This is a genomic window from Herbiconiux sp., assembly GCF_023264855.1.
Lineage (GTDB): Bacteria > Actinomycetota > Actinomycetes > Actinomycetales > Microbacteriaceae > Herbiconiux.
Genome location: NZ_JAHFUW010000068.1, coordinates 1 through 17,748, shown reverse-complemented (window position 1 = coordinate 17,748; position 17,748 = coordinate 1). Strand labels below are relative to the sequence as shown.

Below are 17,748 nucleotides of genomic sequence, written 5' to 3'. Positions count from 1 at the left end.
GCTACCGCGACCGCAAGCGCCGCGGCCAGACCGGTGGCGACGAGATCGAGCCCGAGATCAGCGAGGACGACGTGCTCATCCCGGTCGCCGGCATCCTCGACATCCTCGACAACTACGCCTTCGTGCGCACGAGCGGCTACCTCCCCGGCAATAGCGACGTCTACGTCTCGCTCGGCCAGGTCAAGAAGTACAACCTGCGGAAGGGCGACGCGATCGTCGGCTCCATCCGTCAGCCGCGCGAGAACGACTCCAACGGCCGCCAGAAGTACAACGCGATCGTGCGCATCGAGTCGATCAACGGCCTGCCCGTCGAGGAGGCGCAGAACCGCGTCGAGTTCGGCAAGCTCACCCCGCTCTACCCGCAGGAGCGCCTGCGCCTCGAGACCGAGCCCGGCAAGCTGACCCAGCGCATCATCGACCTGGTCGCCCCGATCGGCAAGGGCCAGCGCGGCCTCATCGTCGCGCCGCCCAAGGCCGGCAAGACCATCGTGCTGCAGCAGATCGCCAACGCGATCTCGACCAACAACCCCGAGGTCCACCTCATGGTCGTGCTGGTCGACGAGCGGCCCGAAGAGGTCACCGACATGCAGCGCACCGTCAAGGGCGAGGTCATCGCGTCGACCTTCGACCGTCCCGCCGAAGACCACACCACGGTCGCCGAGCTCGCCATCGAGCGGGCGAAGCGTCTGGTGGAGCTCGGCCACGACGTGGTCGTGCTGCTCGACTCGATCACCCGCCTGGGCCGTGCCTACAACCTCGCATCGCCGGCCTCCGGACGCATCCTCTCGGGCGGTGTCGACGCCTCCGCGCTGTACCCGCCAAAGCGCTTCTTCGGAGCCGCTCGCAACATCGAGAACGGCGGATCGCTCACGATCCTCGCCACCGCCCTGGTGGAGACCGGTTCGAAGATGGACGAGGTGATCTTCGAGGAGTTCAAGGGCACCGGCAACTCGGAGCTGCGCCTCTCGCGTCAGCTGGCCGACAAGCGCATCTTCCCGGCGGTTGACGTGAATGCGTCCAGCACCCGCCGCGAAGAGCTGCTGATGGGCGTCGACGAGACCAAGATCACCTGGAAGCTGCGTCGCGCCCTCGCCGGTGTCGACCAGCAGCAGGCCCTGGAGATCGTGCTCGGCCGCCTGAAGGAGACCTCCTCGAACGTGGAGTTCCTGATGCAGGTGCAGAAGTCGATGCCCGCGCCCGAGCAGAAGAGCCACAACGGGCACACGAGCCACAAGGGCGAGTGATGTCCCAGCCGAGCGGGAGTCCCCAGGCTGGCGGGATGTTCGAATCCGTGGCCACGCTGCAGGCCGAGCACGACGACCTGCAGCGCCAGCTCTCCGATCCGGAGTTGCACAGCGACCCGGCGCGCTCCAAGCGCGTCAACCGCCGCTATGCCGAACTGAGCCGAATCGTCGCCGCGCACGCCGCCTGGGCGCAGAACGTGGAAGACCTCGAGGCCGCCCGCGAGCTGGCCACCGAGGACGAGTCGTTCGCCGCCGAGGTGCCGTCGCTGGAGGAGAGCCTGGCCGAGGCGGAGGAGAAGCTGCGCCGTCTGCTGATTCCGCGCGATCCGGATGACGCGCGCGACGTGATCATGGAGATCAAGGCCGGTGAGGGCGGTGCCGAGAGCATGCTCTTCGCCGCCGATCTGCTGCGCATGTACCTGCACTACGCGGAGTCCAAGGGGTGGAAGACCGAGCTCTTGGAGCGCACCGACAGCGACCTGGGCGGCTACAAAGACGTTCAGATCGCCGTCAAGGGCAAGTCGACCGACCCTGCCGAGGGCGTCTGGGCACACCTCAAGTACGAGGGGGGCGTGCACCGCGTGCAGCGCGTGCCGGCCACCGAGTCGCAGGGCCGCATCCACACCTCCGCCGCCGGTGTGCTCGTCTTCCCCGAGGTCGACGAGCCCGAAGAGGTCGAGATCAGCCCCAACGATCTCAAGATCGACGTCTTCCGCTCGTCCGGCCCCGGCGGCCAGTCGGTGAACACCACCGACTCCGCGGTGCGCATCACCCACCTGCCCACGGGCATCGTGGTGTCGATGCAGAACGAGAAGAGCCAGCTGCAGAACCGCGAGGCCGGCATGCGCGTGCTGCGCGCTCGCATCCTGGCCAAGCAGCAGGAGGAGCTCGACGCCGAGGCATCGGCCGCCCGGCGCAGCCAGATCCGCACGGTCGACCGCTCCGAGCGCATCCGCACCTACAACTTCCCCGAGAACCGCATCGCCGACCACCGCACCGGGTACAAGGCCTACAACCTCGACCAGGTGATGGACGGCGCGCTCGAGCCGATCATCCAGTCGGCCATCACGGCCGACGAGGAGAGCCGGCTCGCCGCGGTGGGCAACGAATCCTGACCCGTCCCGTATGACTCTCATGACCGATACCGCCCATCGCCCCGTCACCGTGCGCTCCCTTCTGGAGCGCTCGGCGGGAATCCTGGCCGCCAGCGGCATCCTCGACCCGCAGGTCGACGCCGAGCTGCTGATCGGTCACGTGCTCGGCGCCTCGCGGGGCCGCGTGCAGTCGCTCAGCGTCACGGATGCTCCCATCGGCGTCGAGGAGAGCCTCGCCGTCGTCGAGGCGGTCGAGCGCCGAGCCGCCCGCGAGCCGCTTCAGCACATCACCGGTGTCGCGTGGTTCCGCTCGCTCGAGCTCGCGGTCGGCCCCGGTGTCTTCGTTCCGCGCCCCGAGACGGAGTTCGTGGCGGGCCTCGGCATCGACGCGCTCCGGTCGGTGATGCCGGCACCGGACGCGCAGCCGCTCGCCGTCGACCTCGGAACCGGCAGCGGTGCCATCGCGCTCGCCCTGGCCACCGAGGTGCCGCACGCCCAGGTCGTCGCGGTCGAGAACTCCACTGCCGCCTTCATCTGGGCCAGACAGAACTTCCGCTCCGTGGCCGCCGACAACGCGCGCCTCGTCTTCATCGACCTCGCGGATGCCCTCCCGGAGCTCGACGGCACCGTCGACGTGGTCGTCTCCAACCCCCCGTACATCCCTCTCGGCGCCATCCCGCGCGACCCCGAGGTGCGCCTGCACGACCCCGCCCACGCCCTCTACGGCGGAGAAGACGGTCTAGACGTCGTCCACCACGTGTCGGCCACCGCGAAGCGGCTCTTGCGCCCCGGTGGTTCCCTCGTCGTCGAGCACGGTGACCTCCAGGGCCCTGACATGCGCGCGCTCCTGCAGGCTGACGGCTGGCGAGCAGTGGCGACCCACCGCGACCTAACGTTGCGAGACCGAGCCACCACCGCCATCCGTTAAACGAAGACGCAGTCGAGGGGGTGGGATGTTCGCTCCCCGCCGCCTTCGAGCGCAGCTCGACCCCTAGGCGGGGAGTGAACATCCCACCCCCTCGACGACCCACCCCGAGCACCTTCCCACCCGGACAGACCCTCCCAGACACGCCCAGATACACTCAACACATGGAACCCATTTCATTCACTTTCGGCATAGTCGGCCTGATCATCTTCATCGTCACGGTCGTGTCGATCGTCAAGAACCCCAACCACGGGGGAGTGGGCAAGTTCGTCTGGATCCTGGTGGCGTTCTTCCTCTCGATCCTGGGGTCGATCCTGTGGCTGATCTTCGGCCGGGGCCGCGTCAACCGGTAGTCGCACGACGCGGGGGAGTGGCGCGACCGACCGCACAGGCGGCGCCGGGTAACATGGTGGGCGAGATGGCTGCCCTATACGACTGCTCCGCACCGGCCGAGCTGCTCACCGGAATGCGCCTCGCACGGGCCGCGCTCGGCCGAGGCGAACTCGTCGTCCTCCCCACCGACACCGTCTACGGTGTCGCCGCGGACGCGTTCTCGCCCAGGGCGGTGCAGCGTCTGCTCGACGCGAAGGGCCGCACCCGCCAGTCGCCTCCGCCGGTGCTCATCCCCTCCACCGCGACGCTCGAGGCCCTCGCCACCGAGATCCCGGATCAGGTGCGTCCGGTCATCGAGGCCTTCTGGCCGGGTGGGCTGACCCTCATCCTGAAAGCCACCCCGTCGCTGATGTGGGACCTCGGCGAGACCCACGGCACGGTCGCCCTGCGGATGCCGAGCGACCCGATCGCCCTCGAACTGCTGGCCGAGACCGGCCCGCTCGCGGTCTCCAGTGCCAACCTCACCGGCCTGCCCGCCGCCACGAACGCCGCCGGTGCCCGCGACATGCTGGGCGACGCGGTCGAGGTCTACCTCGACGCGGGGGAGCGCTCGGCCACGGGCTCGTCCACGATCCTCGACGCCACGCTCGCCACCGGGCGTCTCCGCATCGTGCGGCACGGCGCCGTGAGCGACGTGTCGCTGCGCGAGCTGCTCGGCGATGCCCTGCAGCAGGATTCCGGCGCCTGAGGCATGCGGTTCTACCTCCTCGTCGCGCTCGTCTCCGCCGTCGTCACCTTCGGCCTGACCTTCGTCATCTACAAGCTGAGCCACAAGTACCGGCTCTACCCGAAGATCCGCGAACGCGACGTGCACACCCGGCCGACACCGCGTCTGGGCGGCATCGCGATGTTCTTCGGCGTGGTGATCGCCATCGCGGTCGCCTCGCAGATCAGCTGGTTCCGCCTGGTGTTCGCCGAACCCGGCAAGGTCTGGGCCATCCTGGGCGCCGCCCTGATCATCGTGCTGATCGGCGTCGCCGACGACATCTGGGACCTCGACTGGCTCACCAAGCTGGCCGGCCAGATCATCGCCGCCTTCCTGCTGGCCTGGCAGGGCGTGCAGATCGTCTCGCTGCCGATCGGCGGCCTCACCATCGGCTCCAGCGGGATGTCGCTCGTGATCACCATCCTCACGGTGGTGCTGGTGATGAACGCCATCAACTTCATCGACGGCCTGGACGGCCTGGTGGCGGGTGTCGCGCTGATCGCCAACGGCGTGTTCTTCATCTACAGCTACCTGCTGGCGCAGGACACCTCGCCGACCGACTACTTCAACCTGGCCTCGCTCATCACCGCGGTGCTGATCGGTGCCTGCGCCGGCTTCCTGCCGTTGAACTTCCACCCGGCGAAGCTCTTCATGGGCGACGCGGGGGCCCTTCTGGTGGGGCTCCTGATGGCCACCAGCGCCATCGCGGTCACCGGCCAGGTCGACCCGGCCCAGCTCGGCCGTTCGCAGCTGTTCCCCGCGTTCCTGCCCATCCTGCTGCCGTTCGCCATCCTGGTGATCCCGCTGCTGGACTTCGGATTGGCGGTGTTCCGCAGGCTCCGCGCCGGCAAGAGCCCGTTCAGTGCCGACCGCAAGCACCTACACCACCGCCTGCTCGACATGGGGCACACCCACCTGCACGCCGTACTGATCTTCTACGCCTGGACCACCGTCATCTCGGTCGGCTGCCTGCTGCTGTTCGTGCTGCAGCCGTACTGGCTGGCGTTCCCCTTCCTCGGGCTCGGGATCATCGTCTGCGCCGCCGTCACGCTGGCGCCCCTCGGTCGCGCCAAGCGCCGCGAGATCGCGGCCCAGACGGCGGATGCCGGTAGCCTCGAAGCCGAAGTCAAAGCCGCCGACGACCCGCTCGATGCGGCCGCCGACGAAATCAAGGAGCCTTAGAGACCCGTGAGCGAACCCGACAGCGCCCCCTCACCGAAGAACGAGCCCGAGGCCCGTATCCGGGGCAACTACCCCATGCCCGCCTCGAGCTCGGTGTTCTCCACCATCCTCAAGTGGGACGTCATCCTCGCGGTGGGGATCGCCCTCGTCGGGGGAGTGATCGGCTACCTGGTGGACGGCTGGATCGGCGCCACGAGCGCCCTGATCGGCACCGCCATGGTGCTGGTGTTCGCCGGCATCACGGCCGGCAGCATCCTCATCGCCAACCGGTTCACGGCCTCGCCGCTGTATACAACGCTCTTCTTCGTGATCGTGTTGGGTTCGTGGATCGTCAAGTTCCTGTTGTTCATCATCCTCGTCGTGGTGCTGCGCGGGCAGGCCTGGACGAACGACACCGTGCTGTTCCTCAGCATCGTGATCGCCGTGCTGGGGACGCTGGTCGTGGATGTCGTGGTCGTCGCCCGCACGAGGATGCCGTACGCCTCGGATGTGCGCCTCCCGGGGGATCGCTGAGCGTTCTCCGATTAGTCAGGAAGCCCTAAGTCTTGATAGGGTTATGACGTTCGTTCCGCGGTCCTTCACTGTATACAACGTGATGAGACCGCAAACACCCACCCATTCGTCGTCGCGAGAACTTTGACGAGTTCCACGCCCCGAAACAGGAGATAGCGCTGATAGCTAACGCTGTGAACCTGCTAGCCCCAATGGCAACCTCCGACGATGGTGGTTTCCACGGTCCGTCGATCGAGGAGTTCTTCCCGGACGCCATTTTCTTCGCTGGCACGCCGTTCGAAATCAATCGAATCATCCTCATCCGCTTCCTCGCCATGCTGGCGATCATCCTGATCTTCTGGATCGGGACGCGCCGGATGCGAGTCGTTCCCGGTCGCTTCCAGAGCATCGTCGAGATGGGTCTGGACTTCACGCGGGTGAACATCGCGGAAGACCTGCTGGGCAAGAAAGACGGCCGACGGTTCCTGCCGCTGATCACCACCATCTTCTTCGTGGTGCTGTTCGCGAACCTGACAGGGATCATCCCGTTCCTGAACATTTCTTCGAACGCGATCATCGGCATGCCGCTTGTTCTCGCGGTCGTGGCCTGGCTCGCGTTCATGTACGCCGGCATCAAGAAGCACCCGGGGGCGTTCTTCAAGAACGCTCTGTTCCCGCCCGGGGTTCCCAAGGTGCTCTACATCATCGTGACGCCGATCGAGTTCGTCTCGACGTTCGTCCTCCGGCCGATCACGCTGACCCTGCGACTGCTGATGAACATGGTGGTCGGTCACCTCCTGCTGGTGCTGTTCTTCTCCGCCACGCAGTTCTTCCTCTTCACCGCCACCCAGACGAGCATCTTCTACGGTCTCTTCGGCGTGGGAACCCTGGCCTTCGGCTTCGTCTTCACCCTCTTCGAGGTGCTGGTGGCGGTTCTGCAGGCCTACGTCTTCGCTCTACTCACCACTGTCTACATCCAGCTCGCGCTGGCTGAGGAACACTAAGCGGTTCCAGGCGTCCGCCTGAATCACCATTACGGAAGGAAACAAACGTGGCAGATGTATCGATCCTCGCTGAGGTCACCGGCAACGTCGCGACCATGGGCTACGGCCTCGCAGCGATCGGCCCCGCCATCGGCGTGGGAATCGTGGTCGGCAAGACCATCGAGGGTGTCGCCCGCCAGCCCGAGCTCGCCGGCCGCCTCCAGGTGCTGATGTACATCGGTATCGCGTTCACCGAGGCCCTGGCCTTCATCGGTATCGCGACCTACTTCATCTTCACCAACTAGTCACCCATCTTCGATCGATAAGGAGGCTGGAATGCTTCAAGCAGTTCTGGCTGCGACCGAGGGTGAACCGACCAACCCGCTCATCCCGGCGTCGTATGACATCATCTGGTCGGCGGTCTGCTTCATCGTCATCCTGTTCTTCTTCTGGCGGCTCGTTCTGCCTCGCATGAAGAAGCTCCTCGACGAGCGGTCCGCCGCGATCGAGGGCAACATGGAGAAGGCCGACGAAGCGCAGCGCGAAGCGGAGGCCGCTCTCGAGCAGTACACCGCTCAGCTGGCCGAGGCGCGTGCCGAGGCTGCGAAGATCCGCGAGACAGCCCGTGTCGATGCCCAGCGCATCGGTTCGGAGATCACGGCTCAGGCGCACACCGACGCCGACCGCACCAAGGCCAACGCCCAGGTCGCGATCGAGGCCGACCGTCAGGCCGCCCTCGTGTCGCTGCGTTCCGAGGTCGGCAGCCTCGCCATCGACCTCGCCTCCGGCGTGGTGGGCGAATCGCTCTCCGACGACGCCAAGGCAACCGCACTGGTCGACCGATTCCTGGCCGACCTCGAGGCCGACACCTCGGGAAAGAAGTAAGCACATGGGAAGCGCGACCAGAGTTGCCCTCGGAGAGGCGAAGGCTCGACTGACGAGCCTCGGCTCCCAGGTCGATCTGGCCACGGGAGAAGAGCTCTTCGCCGCTGGTCGGATCATCGGTGATTCGTCTCACCTGCTGTCGGCTCTCTCCGACCCGGGTGTCGACGCTCCGGCGAAGGTGGCGCTCGTGAAGCAGCTCTTCGGTCCGAACTACGGTTCGGTCACCGTCGATCTGCTCTCGGGCATCGCCTCCAGCCGGTGGTCGACCCACCGCGATCTGCTTGCGGGCATCGAGGAGATCGGCATCCGTGCCGTGGCCGGATCCGGCGCCTCCTCGGCGGCCATCGACTCCGAGCTGTTCGAGTTCGCCCGAGCGGTCACCAGCGACGCCGATCTCGAGTTGGCCCTGGGCTCCAAGCTCGGTTCCACCGAGCAGAAGCGCGCTCTCGTCGAGCGACTGCTCGGCGGGCGGGCCTCGGCCCCCACCACGGCGATCGTCCGCCAGCTGGTCACCCAGCCGCGTGGCCGCCGCATCGGTGAGCTGCTGCGGTACGCCTCGTCGATCGTGGCCGACCAGTCGGGCTCGGCCGTCGCCACGGTCACCGCCGCGGCACCCCTCGCCGCCGCGCAGATCGACCGCCTGCAGTCGACGCTGGCCGCCAAGTACGGCCGCACCGTGCAGATCAACCAGGTCATCGACCCCGCCGTCGTCGGCGGGGTGCGGATCCAGCTGGGCGACGACGTCATCGACGGATCGGTCGCCACGCGCATCAACGATTTGAGACTTCAGCTCGCCGGCTAAGGCGCGCACCGGAACACACTGGGGTGCAACCCCATCAGAAAAGGGAAAACGATGGCTGAACTTACGATCCGCCCCGATGAGATCCGCGATGCTCTCAAGGACTTCGTCGCGGCGTACGACCCCAGCAAAGCGGCCACCACCGAGGTCGGTCACGTGATCGACGCCGCCGACGGCATCGCGCACGTCGAGGGCCTGCCCGGCGTCATGGCCAACGAGCTGATCCGCTTCTCCGACGGCACGCTGGGCCTCGCCCAGAACCTCGACGAAGACGAGATCGGCGTCGTGGTGCTCGGTGAGTTCACCGGCATCGAAGAAGGCCAGGAAGTCACCCGCACCGGCGAGGTGCTCTCGGTTCCGGTGGGCGACGCCTACCTTGGCCGGGTGGTCGACCCGCTCGGCGTGCCGATCGACGGTCTGGGCGAGATCGTCGCCGAAGGCCGCCGCGAGCTCGAGCTCCAGGCGCCCGGCGTCATGGCCCGCAAGAGCGTGCACGAGCCGATGCAGACCGGTATCAAGGCGATCGACGCCATGATCCCGATCGGCCGCGGCCAGCGTCAGCTGATCATCGGTGACCGCCAGACGGGTAAGACCGCCATCGCGATCGACACGATCATCAACCAGAAGGCCAACTGGGAATCCGGCGACGAGAACAAGCAGGTTCGCTGTATCTACGTCGCGATCGGCCAGAAGGGCTCGACCATCGCCTCCGTGAAGGGTGCGCTGGAAGACGCCGGAGCGATGGAGTACACCACCATCGTCGCCTCGCCCGCCTCCGACCCGGCCGGCTTCAAGTACCTCGCCCCCTACACCGGCTCGGCCATCGGCCAGCACTGGATGTACGGCGGCAAGCACGTTCTGATCATCTTCGACGACCTGTCCAAGCAGGCCGAGGCCTACCGCGCCGTGTCGCTGCTGCTGCGCCGCCCGCCGGGACGCGAGGCGTACCCCGGCGACGTGTTCTACTTGCACTCGCGTCTGCTCGAGCGTTGCGCCAAGCTCTCCGACGAGCTGGGTGCCGGTTCGATGACCGGTCTGCCGATCATCGAGACCAAGGCCAACGACGTCTCGGCGTACATCCCCACCAACGTGATCTCGATCACCGACGGCCAGATCTTCCTGCAGTCCGACCTCTTCAACGCCAACCAGCGTCCCGCGGTCGACGTGGGTATCTCGGTCTCGCGAGTCGGTGGCGACGCGCAGGTCAAGTCGATCAAGTCGGTCTCCGGAACGCTCAAGCTCGAGCTGGCCCAGTACCGCTCGCTCGAGGCCTTCGCGATGTTCGCTTCCGACCTGGATGCGGCCTCCCGTCGTCAGCTCGCCCGTGGCGCCCGCCTCACCGAGCTGCTGAAGCAGCCGCAGTACTCGCCGTTCCCCGTCGAGCAGCAGGTCGTCTCGATCTGGGCCGGCACGAAGGGCAAGCTCGACGAGGTTCCGGTCGAAGACATCCTGCGCTTCGAGGCCGAGCTGCTCGACTACATCGGTCGCAGCACCGAGATCCTCACCACGCTGCGCGAGACGAACAAGCTCGACGACGACACCATCGCGGCGCTCGACAAGGCGATCGACCAGTTCAAGCTCGAGTTCCAGACCGGTGAGGGCAAGCCGCTCGCCTCGGTCGGTTCCGAGAAGTTCGACGCCGCCAAGCCCGAAGAGGTCGGCCAGGAGAAGATCGTGAAGGGTCGCCGCTAAGAATGGGCGCTCAGCTCAGGGTCTATCGGTCGAAGATCAAGTCGGCCCAGACGACCAAGAAGATCACGAGGGCGATGGAGTTGATCTCCGCGTCCCGGATCCAGAAGGCGCAGCAGCGTGTCGCCGCGTCGGCTCCGTACTCGAAGGCCATCACCCGCGCCGTGTCGGCGGTGGCGACGTTCTCGAACGTCGATCACCCGCTCACCAGCGAGCGCGAGAAGCTCGACACCGCGGCGATCGTCATCTTCACCTCCGACCGCGGTCTCGCGGGTGCCTTCTCCTCGTCCATCCTGAAAGAGGCCGAGCAGCTCGCGGAGCTGCTGCGCAGCGAGGGCAAGAAGGTCGAGTACTTCCTCGTCGGCCGCAAGGCGGTGGCCTACTTCGGCTTCCGCAAGCGCTCGAGCCTGAAGATCTGGACCGGCGGCACCGACCAGCCCACGTTCGAGACCGCCAAGGAGATCGGCGACGCGGTCGTCGAGGCCTACAACCTCGATGACCAGGAGGGCGGCGTGGACGAGATCCACCTCGTCTACAACCGCTTCGTGAGCATGGTCACCCAGGTTCCCGAGGTCGTGCGTCTGCTTCCCCTGGAGATCGTCGAAGGCGATGTCCCGGAGGTCGCCGCGGTCAGCGGATCGGGCTCGAACGAGGTCTACCCGCTGTACGAGTTCGAGCCGGATGCGGCCACCGTGCTGGATGCGCTGCTCCCGATCTACGTCGAGAGCCGCATCTACAACGCGATGCTGCAGTCGGCCGCGGCCGAGCACGCCGCCCGTCAGAAGGCGATGAAGTCGGCCAGCGACAACGCCGACAACCTGATCCGTGACTACACGCGACTGGCGAACAACGCCCGTCAGAGCGAGATCACGCAGCAGATTTCCGAAATCGTGGGCGGGGCCGACGCACTGGCCTCCGCCAAGTAATCAGCGCCGCTAACCAGGCACCTGAAGAGAAGAGAAAGCACAATGACTGACACTGCTACCGCGCCAGTCCAGGCCGCGACGCCCGGCGGCGTCGGCCGTGTTGCGCGCGTCACCGGGCCGGTGGTGGACATCGAGTTCCCGCACGACTCGATCCCTGAGGTCTACAACGCCCTCAAGACCACCCTGAACGTGGCCGGCGTCGCCACCGAGATCACCCTCGAGGTCGCTCAGCACCTCGGTGACGACCTCGTGCGCGCCATTGCCCTGAACCCGACCGACGGCCTGGTCCGTGGCCAGGAGGTGCGCGACACCGGAGCCGCCATCTCGGTGCCCGTGGGCGACGTCACCAAGGGCAAGGTCTTCAACGTCATCGGCGAGGTGCTGAACGCGGCTCCCGGCGAGACCATCGAGATCACCGAGCGCTGGCCGATCCACCGCCGCCCGCCGGCGTTCGACCAGCTCGAGTCGAAGACCAACCTCTTCGAGACCGGCATCAAGTCGATCGACCTCCTCACCCCGTACGTGCAGGGTGGAAAGATCGGCCTCTTCGGTGGTGCGGGCGTCGGCAAGACGGTGCTCATCCAGGAGATGATCCAGCGTGTGGCCCAGGACCACGGTGGTGTGTCGGTGTTCGCCGGTGTCGGCGAGCGCACCCGTGAGGGCAACGACCTCATCCACGAGATGGAGGAGGCGGGCGTCTTCGACAAGACCGCCCTCGTGTTCGGCCAGATGGACGAGCCGCCGGGAACGCGTCTGCGCGTGGCCCTCTCGGCTCTGACCATGGCGGAGTACTTCCGCGATGTGCAGAACCAGGACGTGCTGCTGTTCATCGACAACATCTTCCGCTTCACCCAGGCCGGTTCCGAGGTGTCGACCCTTCTGGGCCGCATGCCTTCCGCCGTGGGCTACCAGCCCAACCTGGCCGACGAGATGGGTGTGCTCCAGGAGCGCATCACTTCGACCCGTGGTCACTCGATCACCTCGCTGCAGGCGATCTACGTGCCGGCCGACGACTACACCGACCCGGCGCCGGCCACCACGTTCGCGCACCTGGACGCCACGACCGAGCTCTCGCGTGAGATCGCCTCGAAGGGTCTGTACCCGGCGATCGACCCGCTGACCTCGACCTCGCGGATCATGGACCCCCGTTACTTGGGTGCCGACCACTACCGCGTGGCCACCACGGTGAAGCAGATCCTGCAGAAGAACAAGGAACTGCAGGAGATCATCGCCATCCTCGGTGTCGACGAGCTCTCCGAGGAAGACAAGATCACCGTGTCGCGCGCACGCCGGATCCAGCAGTTCCTCTCGCAGAACACCTACATGGCGAAGAAGTTCACCGGTGTCGAGGGTTCGACCGTTCCGCTCAAGGACACCATCGAGTCGTTCGACGCGATCACCAAGGGCGAGTTCGACCACGTGGCCGAGCAGGCGTTCTTCAACGTCGGTTCGATCGGTGACGTCGAAGAGAAGTGGGCTCAGATCCAGAAGGAGAACGGCTGATCATGGCTGCCCCTCTCACCGTCAGCATCGTCTCGGCCGATCAGCAGATCTGGGCGGGCGAGGCCACGATGGTCGTCGCCAAGACGGTCGAAGGCGAGATCGGCATCCTGGCCGGCCACGAGCCGCTGCTCGCGATCCTCGCCGCGGGCGAGGTGCGCGTGAACGCGGCCGGAGGCGAGCGCCTGGTGGCGCGCGCCGACGACGGCTTCCTCTCGGTCGAGAACAACGTGGTGACGATCGTCGCCCGTGACGCCGAGCTGGTCAAGTAGTCACTGCTTCCTCCTCTCAGACCGCCGCATTCTGCTCTTCGGAGCGGGGTGCGGCGGTCTTTTTCTCTGACCAGCCGGGTTCTCGACCCGGCATCGTGAAAGCGACCACTTCCCTGTGCTGATCCTGCTCCCTCCTTCCGAGACCAAGCGCGACGGCGGTGACGCCACCCCGCTGGACTATTCGGCTCTCTCGCATCCGGGCCTGTCGAAGACTCGCCGCGCGCTCGTGCGTCGCGTGTCGCAGCTGGCGCGCACGCCCGACGAGATGATGACGCGCCTGAAGCTCGGCCAGAAGCTGGCCTTCGAGGTCGAGCGCAACCGCACGCTGGCCAAGGCCCCGACCATGCGGGCCATCGATCGGTACACAGGCGTTCTGTACGAAGCTCTGGACGCTCCGGAGCTGGATGCCGCCGCCCGGGCGTTCCTGACCGCCCACGTGCGTATCCATTCCGCCCTGTTCGGTCTGCTCGGTGCCGGCGACCCCATCCCGGCCTACCGCCTCTCACACGACTCCCGACTGGAGACACCGACCGTCAAGGCCACCTGGGCCGACGCCGTCTCGAAGGAGCTCCTCGCTCACCAGCACGAGCTCGTGCTCGACCTGCGCTCGGAGGCCTACGTGGCCCTCGGTCCGGTGCCTCCGGCCGTGCCGCACGCGTACTTTCTGCGGGTCGTGACGACCGGTCCCGATGGCGCCCAGCGCGCCCTCAACCACTTCAACAAGAAGGGCAAGGGGGAGCTCGTGCGGGCACTCGCGCAGCACGGGCGAGACTTCGGGACGGTGGAGGAGCTGATCGCCTGGGGCGCAGCATCCGGAAACCGGCTGAGTCTGTCGCCGTCGGGCGAGTTGCTGCTCGAGGTCTGACGGGCTGCTCATAGTCGGGTTCAGGGCACATAGGGGATCTTCTCCAGGTCGAGCAGCTTCGCCTTGGTGGGGGCGCCCTCGCCCCAGCTCCAGCCGGTGACCCGACCGTCGGCCGAGAGCACGCGGTGGCAGCCGACCAGCAGGGGAGTCGGGTTCGAGGCGATGGCTCCGCCGACCGCGCGACCCGAGCCGGCCTTGCCGACCGCTTTCGCGATGGCCCCGTAGGTGGTGGAGGAACCGAAGCCGACGGCGGCGATCTCGTTCCACACCAAGACCTGGAACGCTGTTCCCCGCTGCAGGAGCGGGACCGTGAACGTCTTGCGGAACCCGCCGAAGTAGTCGAGGATCTGCGCGATCGCCTCGTCGGTCACTGCCGTGGTGTCGTAGGCCAGACCGTCGTGGGGGAGCATCCCCTGATGCTCGACTGCGACCGAGGTGATGTATTCACCGTCGCTCGTGACCTCGATCCGCCCGATCGGCGACGTGCACCGCTGCAGGTACGGCGAGGCCGAGCGGAGTTGGGTGAGTGTGTCCATGCCCCGACGCTACGAAGACGACGTGACCGCCACAGCCACACCGCGCGATCTGTGGACAACTCGAAACGGCCCCGCTCCTGTGGAGAACGAAAACGCGCGCCGCGCGGCTGACTAAACTCGATGCGTGCCTACACGCTTGACGAACTACTTCCTCCGAACGCTCCGCGAAGACCCCTCCGACGCGGAGGTGACGAGCCACCGCCTTCTGGTGCGCGCCGGCTACATCCGCCGTCAGGCGCCGGGCATCTTCGCGTGGCTGCCGCTGGGCCTTCGCGTGAAGGCCAAGATCGAGGAGATCATCCGCCGCGAGATGGCCGCCGCCGGCGCCTTCGAGGTGCACTTCCCCGCGCTGCTGCCCAAGGAGCCCTACGAGGTCACCGGCCGCTACACCGAGTACGGTCCCGGCATGTTCCGCCTCTCCGACCGCAAGGATGCCGGCTACGTGCTCGCCCCCACGCACGAAGAGGTGTTCACGCTGCTCGTGAAAGACCTCTACAACAGCTACAAAGACCTGCCGCTGTCGATCTACCAGATCCAAGACAAGTACCGCGACGAGGCCCGCCCCCGGGCAGGCCTGCTGCGCGGCCGCGAGTTCACCATGAAAGACGCGTACTCCTTCGACTACACGGATGCGGGACTCGACGCCTCCTACCAGGCCCAGCGCGACGCCTACGAGCGCATCTTCACCGCGCTCGGTCTCGAGTACGTGATCGTGAAGGCGGATGCGGGCGCCATGGGCGGCTCCAAGAGCGAGGAGTTCCTGCATCCCACGCCCGTCGGCGAAGACACCTTCGTGCGTTCGGCCGGGGGCTACGCGGCCAACGTCGAGGCCTTCACGACGCTGGTTCCCGAGGCGCGCCCGATCGAGGGACTGCCCGCCGCCGAGGTGCACGACACCCCCGAGACCCCCACCATCCAGACTCTGGTGGACGCCGCCAACGCCGACCACCCGCGCGCCGACGGCCGCGAGTGGACCGCTGCCGACACCCTGAAGAACGTGGTGCTCGCCCTCACCCAGCTCGACGGTTCGCGCGAGCTCGTGGTCGTGGGCCTGCCGGGCGACCGTGAGGTCGACCTGAAGCGCGCGGAGGTCGCCTTCGCGCCGGCCGTCGACGTGGAGCCCGCCAGCGAGGCCGACTTCGCCAAGCATCCGGGTCTCGTGAAGGGCTACATCGGCCCCTGGTCGCCTGCGGGCGCCGTGCTCGGAGAAGAGGCGAGCACGGGCGTCCACTTCGTCGTCGACCCCCGCGTGGTCGACGGCACGGAATGGATCACCGGTGCCAACGAGAGCGGCAAGCACGTGTTCGGCCTCGTGGCCGGCCGTGACTTCGTCGCCGACGGCACCGTGGAGATCGCCGAGGTGCAGGCCGGAGACCCCGCTCCCGACGGATCGGGGCCGGTCGAGCTCGCCCGCGGCATGGAGATCGGGCACGTCTTCCAGCTCGGCCGCAAGTACGCCGAGGCCCTCGGCCTCAAGGTGCTCGACGAGAACGGCAAGCTGGTCACCGTCACGATGGGCTCGTACGGCATCGGCGTGACCCGCATCCTGGCCATCATCGCCGAGCTCAACAACGATGCGAACGGGCTCATCTGGCCCCCGTCGGTGGCGCCGTTCGATGTGCACGTGATCGCCACCGGGAAGGGCACCGAGATCTGGGAGGCCGCCGAGCGCGTGGCCGCCGAGCTCGAGGCCAAGGGCTTGGACGTGCTCTTCGACGACCGCCCGAAGGTCTCGCCCGGCGTGAAGTTCGGTGATGCCGAGCTGATCGGTATCCCGCAGATCGTGATCGTGGGCCGGGGCGTCGCCGAGGGCGTCGTGGAGCGCTGGGATCGGGCCTCGGGGGAGCGCACGCAGGTTCCGCTGGATGCTCTTGCCGCGAGCTTCGGGTAGTCTTACAGTTTGACTGCCGGAGTTCTCGGCATCTGAGATCTGAACAGAGGAGGCCGGAAATGGACATCGACCTCAGCGTCTTACGTCTCTTGGAACGCGAGCGGGAGATTCCTTTCGAGGAGCTCGTGGGAATTATCGAGCAGGCGATCCTGACGGCATTCCTCAAGCACACCGACCGCGAGGCCGCGAACGAGGACGGCACGCCGGCAGCGCGCGTGCACCTCGACCGCAAGACGGGGCACATCGGCATCTTCGTGCCGGAGCGCGACGAAGACGGCGTGGTGATCGGCGAGGCCGAGGAGAACCCGAGCGACTTCGGTCGGATCGCGGCGTTCGCGGCCAAGCAGGTGATCAACCAGCGTCTGCGCGACATCGGCGACGACAAGGTGCTCGGCGAGTTCAAGGGCCGCGAGGGCGACATCATCGCCGGCGTCATCCAGCAGGGGCCGAACCCGCGCATGGTGCACGTCGACCTCGGCACGATCGAGGCCATCCTGCCTCCCGAAGAGCAGGTTCCGGGCGAAGACTACAAGCACGGATCACGCATCCGCGTTTATGTGACGAGTGTGGCCAAGGGGCCCAAGGGCCCGGCGATCACCGTGTCGCGCACGCATCCCTCGCTCGTGCGCAAGCTGTTCGCGCTCGAGGTTCCCGAGATCGCCTCCGGCGTCGTCGAGATCGTGTCGCTGGCCCGCGAGGCCGGGCACCGCACCAAGATCGCGGTGCGCGCCACGGAGCCCGGTGTGAACGCCAAGGGTGCCTGCATCGGCGAGCTCGGCCAGCGCGTGCGTGCCGTCACCTCCGAACTCGGCAACGAGAAGATCGACATCGTCGACTACTCCGACGACCTGCCGACCTTCGTTGCCAATGCGCTCTCGCCAGCCAAGGTGTCGAGCGCCTTCGTGATCGATGCGAACCTGAAAGCCGTCCGCGCACTCGTGCCGGATTACCAGCTCTCGCTGGCCATCGGCAAGGAGGGCCAGAACGCCCGACTCGCCGCAAAGCTGACGGGCGCGAAGATCGACATCCAGCCGGATTCCATCTTGGATGGAGATTGATCCGGCTGGATGCCGATCTTCGCGCCGAGCCGGCGACGCATCGCGTCGACGACTCGGTTTAAATGGGCTGCATCCAGGCCGCCGCAACTGATTCCGGCGCCGTGCCGGTCCGGGGTCGCCCGGCCGGTCGGGAATATGGAGTACGATGGAACCCGTTAGAACGTGCGTCGGATGTCGTGCGCGCGCCACTCGATCCTCATTATTGCGGGTCGTGGCCAAGGAACAGGCTCTGGTCGTCGACGAGGCGGCCTCTCTTCCCGGGCGTGGCGCATGGTTGCATCCCTCACCTGATTGCTTTCGGCTCGCGG

The 17,748-nt window shown here is 66.9% G+C and carries 20 protein-coding genes; 19 read left to right on the top strand and 1 reads right to left on the bottom strand.

The window, feature by feature from the left end:
* The 16 genes from rho to Q0D75_RS19385 all read left to right on the top strand — a co-directional run.
* Positions 1-1,244, top strand: a 1,244-nt coding sequence (gene rho, locus Q0D75_RS19460; protein ID WP_291057265.1) for a transcription termination factor Rho, incomplete at its 5' end; no start/stop codon positions are given.
* Between the two features lie 35 nt (positions 1,245-1,279).
* Complete coding sequence (gene prfA / locus Q0D75_RS19455; RefSeq protein WP_291057263.1) at positions 1,280-2,359, top strand: peptide chain release factor 1; 1,080 nt, start codon at positions 1,280-1,282, stop codon at positions 2,357-2,359.
* Positions 2,360-2,378: 19 nt separating this feature from the next.
* On the top strand, positions 2,379-3,266 hold the full coding sequence (prmC, locus tag Q0D75_RS19450; RefSeq protein ID WP_291057261.1) for a peptide chain release factor N(5)-glutamine methyltransferase: 888 nt from the start codon (positions 2,379-2,381) through the stop codon (positions 3,264-3,266).
* A 161-nt stretch (positions 3,267-3,427) separates the two neighbouring features.
* On the top strand, positions 3,428-3,616 hold the full coding sequence (locus Q0D75_RS19445; RefSeq protein ID WP_291057259.1) for a PLDc N-terminal domain-containing protein: 189 nt from the start codon (positions 3,428-3,430) through the stop codon (positions 3,614-3,616).
* A gap of 65 nt (positions 3,617-3,681) precedes the next feature.
* Complete coding sequence (locus Q0D75_RS19440; RefSeq protein WP_291057257.1) at positions 3,682-4,344, top strand: L-threonylcarbamoyladenylate synthase; 663 nt, start codon at positions 3,682-3,684, stop codon at positions 4,342-4,344.
* A gap of 3 nt (positions 4,345-4,347) precedes the next feature.
* Positions 4,348-5,544: an MraY family glycosyltransferase gene (locus Q0D75_RS19435; RefSeq protein ID WP_291057255.1), complete on the top strand. Its 1,197-nt coding sequence runs from the start codon at positions 4,348-4,350 to the stop codon at positions 5,542-5,544.
* Positions 5,545-5,550: 6 nt separating this feature from the next.
* Positions 5,551-6,057, top strand: coding sequence for a hypothetical protein (locus Q0D75_RS19430; RefSeq protein ID WP_291057253.1), 507 nt, complete (start codon positions 5,551-5,553; stop codon positions 6,055-6,057).
* Positions 6,058-6,248: 191 nt separating this feature from the next.
* Positions 6,249-7,040 carry a F0F1 ATP synthase subunit A gene (gene atpB / locus Q0D75_RS19425; RefSeq protein WP_291057251.1) on the top strand — a complete coding sequence of 264 codons (792 nt, stop codon included), beginning with the start codon at positions 6,249-6,251 and terminating at the stop codon, positions 7,038-7,040.
* A 47-nt stretch (positions 7,041-7,087) separates the two neighbouring features.
* Positions 7,088-7,324, top strand: a complete 237-nt coding sequence (gene atpE / locus Q0D75_RS19420) for an ATP synthase F0 subunit C (RefSeq protein ID WP_269909045.1) — start codon at positions 7,088-7,090, stop codon at positions 7,322-7,324.
* 31 nt (positions 7,325-7,355) lie between these two features.
* Entirely contained in the window at positions 7,356-7,904 is a 549-nt protein-coding gene (locus Q0D75_RS19415) for a F0F1 ATP synthase subunit B (protein WP_291057246.1), read from the top strand.
* A 4-nt stretch (positions 7,905-7,908) separates the two neighbouring features.
* The gene (locus Q0D75_RS19410) at positions 7,909-8,706 is read left to right on the top strand and encodes a F0F1 ATP synthase subunit delta (protein WP_291057244.1); all 798 of its coding nucleotides are present in this window, start codon (positions 7,909-7,911) and stop codon (positions 8,704-8,706) included.
* A 51-nt stretch (positions 8,707-8,757) separates the two neighbouring features.
* Positions 8,758-10,395: a F0F1 ATP synthase subunit alpha gene (gene atpA / locus Q0D75_RS19405; protein ID WP_291057242.1), complete on the top strand. Its 1,638-nt coding sequence runs from the start codon at positions 8,758-8,760 to the stop codon at positions 10,393-10,395.
* A gap of 2 nt (positions 10,396-10,397) precedes the next feature.
* A complete protein-coding gene (locus Q0D75_RS19400; RefSeq protein ID WP_291057240.1) occupies positions 10,398-11,318 on the top strand; it encodes a F0F1 ATP synthase subunit gamma in 921 nt (306 codons plus the stop codon).
* Between the two features lie 42 nt (positions 11,319-11,360).
* The gene (gene atpD / locus Q0D75_RS19395) at positions 11,361-12,821 is read left to right on the top strand and encodes a F0F1 ATP synthase subunit beta (protein ID WP_291057239.1); all 1,461 of its coding nucleotides are present in this window, start codon (positions 11,361-11,363) and stop codon (positions 12,819-12,821) included.
* 2 nt (positions 12,822-12,823) lie between these two features.
* Complete coding sequence (locus tag Q0D75_RS19390; protein WP_291057237.1) at positions 12,824-13,090, top strand: F0F1 ATP synthase subunit epsilon; 267 nt, start codon at positions 12,824-12,826, stop codon at positions 13,088-13,090.
* A gap of 115 nt (positions 13,091-13,205) precedes the next feature.
* Positions 13,206-13,955 carry a peroxide stress protein YaaA gene (locus tag Q0D75_RS19385; protein WP_291057235.1) on the top strand — a complete coding sequence of 250 codons (750 nt, stop codon included), beginning with the start codon at positions 13,206-13,208 and terminating at the stop codon, positions 13,953-13,955.
* Between the two features lie 20 nt (positions 13,956-13,975).
* Here the strand turns inward: Q0D75_RS19385 and Q0D75_RS19380 are convergent, their stop codons facing one another.
* A complete protein-coding gene (locus Q0D75_RS19380; protein WP_291057233.1) occupies positions 13,976-14,491 on the bottom strand; it encodes a methylated-DNA--[protein]-cysteine S-methyltransferase in 516 nt (171 codons plus the stop codon).
* Positions 14,492-14,615: 124 nt separating this feature from the next.
* On the opposite strand from Q0D75_RS19380, the gene Q0D75_RS19375 reads away from it, so the two are divergent.
* The 3 genes from Q0D75_RS19375 to Q0D75_RS19365 form a co-directional block, all read left to right on the top strand.
* Entirely contained in the window at positions 14,616-16,382 is a 1,767-nt protein-coding gene (locus Q0D75_RS19375; protein WP_291057231.1) for a proline--tRNA ligase, read from the top strand.
* A 59-nt stretch (positions 16,383-16,441) separates the two neighbouring features.
* Positions 16,442-17,440, top strand: a complete 999-nt coding sequence (gene nusA / locus Q0D75_RS19370) for a transcription termination factor NusA (protein ID WP_291057229.1) — start codon at positions 16,442-16,444, stop codon at positions 17,438-17,440.
* A gap of 145 nt (positions 17,441-17,585) precedes the next feature.
* Positions 17,586-17,748 (top strand): YlxR family protein (locus Q0D75_RS19365; protein ID WP_291057266.1); only part of this gene is annotated, 163 nt, incomplete at its 3' end.